The organism is Kitasatospora purpeofusca (genome assembly GCF_000718025.1).
GTDB lineage: Bacteria > Actinomycetota > Actinomycetes > Streptomycetales > Streptomycetaceae > Kitasatospora > Kitasatospora purpeofusca.
The window spans coordinates 1-2047 of record NZ_JODS01000075.1; the positions used below are offsets into that span (position 1 = coordinate 1).

Here is a 2047-nt window from a genome sequence, read left to right on the forward strand (position 1 = left end):
GCCGAACCGCGCCGCCCGCTGGCGCTGGTGCTGGTGCCCACCCGGGAGCTGGCGCAGCAGGTGACCGAGGCGCTGACGCCGTTCGCCCACGCGGTGCGGCTGCGGATGGCCACGGTCGTCGGCGGGATGTCGATCGGCCGGCAGGCGCAGACGCTGAACCGGGGTGCGGAGGTCGTCGTCGCCACTCCCGGCCGGCTCAAGGACCTGATCCAGCGCGGCGACTGCCAGTTGGACGGGGTCGGCATCACGGTGCTCGACGAGGCCGACCAGATGGCCGACATGGGCTCAGCACGATGGAGCACCATGTGCTGCAGGTGCAGAACTTCGACAAGAACGCCACCATCGCGCACATCGCCTCCCGCGACGGCGGGGTGATCATGTTCATCGACACCAAGGACGGCGCCGACCGCCTGGTGGATGACCTGCTCGCCAACGGCGTGAAGGCCGCCGCCCTGCACGGCGGCAAGTCCCAGCCGCAGCGCAACCGGACCCTGGAGCAGTTCCGCAACGGCCAGGTCCAGCGCCGGTGACGAGGAGCTGGCCCGGATCACCGGTGCCCGGGTGCCCACCGGCATCCCCACCGTGATCGAGGCCCCCGTCGTCCTGCCGCCGCAGTCCGGGCCCCACCAACTCGCCGAGTGCAGAGCAGTCTCGGCCCGCTCCGGCGTACCCGCCGGTTGTCCCACCGCCAGTGCCCCGACCACCGCCGGCCCCGGCGGAAACGACGCCAAGGAGTCCGCCGTGACCATCACCCTCGAATGCCCCGCGACCACCGCCACGGTCGGCGACCTCATGAAATGCCCGGAGCTGCAGATCAGTGAAGACATCATGGTCGACATTGCGATGGACGTCCTGCAGAGCTCCGGCGCCGACCACCTCCTGGTCCGCGACGACGACGGCCGCTGCGCGGGGCTGCTGACGCGCCTGCACCTGGCGCCGTTCCAGGCCCGGTCCTGGTACACCGAGCGGACCCCGGTGCGCGGCATCGTCCTCGACAGGGCCCCGTTCGCCACCGCCGACATGCCCGCCGCCACCGCGGCGGCCGCCATGCGCGCCCGGGGCCTGGCCGTGTGGCCGGTCGTCGACCACGACGGCCACGCCATCGGCCTGCTCACCCTCTGAACCCCACGGCCGACGCGCGCTCATCGGCCCGGTGACGGCGGCGTAGATATCCCGGACGCCCCCGGCCCGGCGCCCACAGGCCCGCGCGCCACGCCCCTTTGCCACTGATGAACGCCGCGGCCGACCCCGTCAACACGCGCACAGCGAGCGAACTGCTCGCGCGGTGGACCACGCTCACCGCCACTTCGCACCGAGCCCCGCAGTAGAGGCCGGGGATCCCTCTCCGCCGCCGGCGGCGGCCACGGGATCCGGCGGCACTTCCTTCCGGAATGCCCCCGGCTCCGCTGTCGTCCGGGGTCCGGGTTGAACGGGTGAAGGTGAAACGTTCCGGCGATGGCAGGAGGACTACTGGGGGATCGTGGGCGGGAAGGGCGGCTGCGCCACCACGTGTTCTCTTCTGGAGGACAGACCTGTGCGTTTGCGCAGCAGCCTGGCCGCCGCTCTCGGCGGCCTCATCCTCGCTGTGGCCCTGCCGTCGTCGCCGGCTTCGGCCGCCACGGGCGCCTTCGTCTACACCTACGTCGGCCTGAACTCCGTGAACCTGCGAGGAGAGCCGGCAAACCCGGCAAGCGCGGAGTGCGTGGGCCCGGGCCGGAAGCAGGCCGGGCTCGGGCCCACACCGCGGGGCACGCGTCATGACCCGGGCCGGACGGTAGGGGATGGACGCCCCGGGTGTGAATTCCACCTGGAAGGGGTGGCCGTCGTCCGGGGCATGGGCTTGTCGGCATCCGGCGGGGCGGGGTCGCGGGCGATCCTTCGTCGGCCGGCGCTCGCGTCCGGGGCGGCCTGCGGTGCGCACGGTGTCGCTCACCGACAGGCCGGTCTGGTCGGCCTGGTGGGTGGATCAGGTGTCGGCGGCGGGTTGCTGTCCGGCGTCGCGGCGGAGTTGTTCGTTGATGCGCAGGGCTTCTTCGAGTTGGTCTTC

Annotated in this window: 1 protein-coding gene and 2 pseudogenes; all 3 read left to right on the forward strand. The window is 72.4% G+C overall.

What is annotated here, in order from left to right; translation table 11 throughout:
- Positions 1 to 518, forward strand: a pseudogene (locus IF01_RS47255) (DEAD/DEAH box helicase); the annotation flags it as partial.
- Between the two features lie 43 nt (positions 519 to 561).
- The gene (locus tag IF01_RS51730) at positions 562 to 1122 is read left to right on the forward strand and encodes a CBS domain-containing protein (RefSeq protein WP_375341029.1); all 561 of its coding nucleotides are present in this window, start codon (positions 562 to 564) and stop codon (positions 1120 to 1122) included.
- Positions 1123 to 1540: 418 nt separating this feature from the next.
- Positions 1541 to 2047, forward strand: a pseudogene (locus IF01_RS48845) (hypothetical protein); the annotation flags it as partial.